The 357-nt window shown below is 46.2% G+C and carries 1 rRNA gene; it reads right to left on the reverse strand.

The window, feature by feature from the left end:
* A 23S ribosomal RNA gene (locus LRP84_RS22395) occupies positions 1-344 on the reverse strand; the annotation flags it as partial.
* Positions 345-357 lie beyond the last annotated feature (13 nt).

Raw genomic sequence — 357 nt, forward strand, 5'->3', positions numbered from 1 at the left:
CTTCGTCTACCTCGTTCCTTTGTAACTCCGTATAGAATGTCCTACAACCCCAAGAGGCAAGCCTCTTGGTTTGGGCTAGATTCCGTTTCGCTCGCCGCTACTCAGGAAATCGCATTTGCTTTCTCTTCCTCCAGGTACTTAGATGTTTCAGTTCCCTGGGTCTGTCTTCTTTACCCTATGTATTCAGATAAAGATACCATACCATTACGTATGGTGGGTTTCCCCATTCGGAAATCTCCGGATCAAAGCTTACTTACAGCTCCCCGAAGCATATCGGTGTTAGTCCCGTCCTTCATCGACTCCTAGTGTCAAGGCATCCACCGTGCGCCCTTTCTAACTTAACCAAAATTAAAAAAA

Origin of the sequence: Bacillus rhizoplanae (assembly GCF_917563915.1) — a bacterium.
In the GTDB taxonomy this organism is placed as follows: domain Bacteria; phylum Bacillota; class Bacilli; order Bacillales; family Bacillaceae_G; genus Bacillus_A; species Bacillus_A rhizoplanae.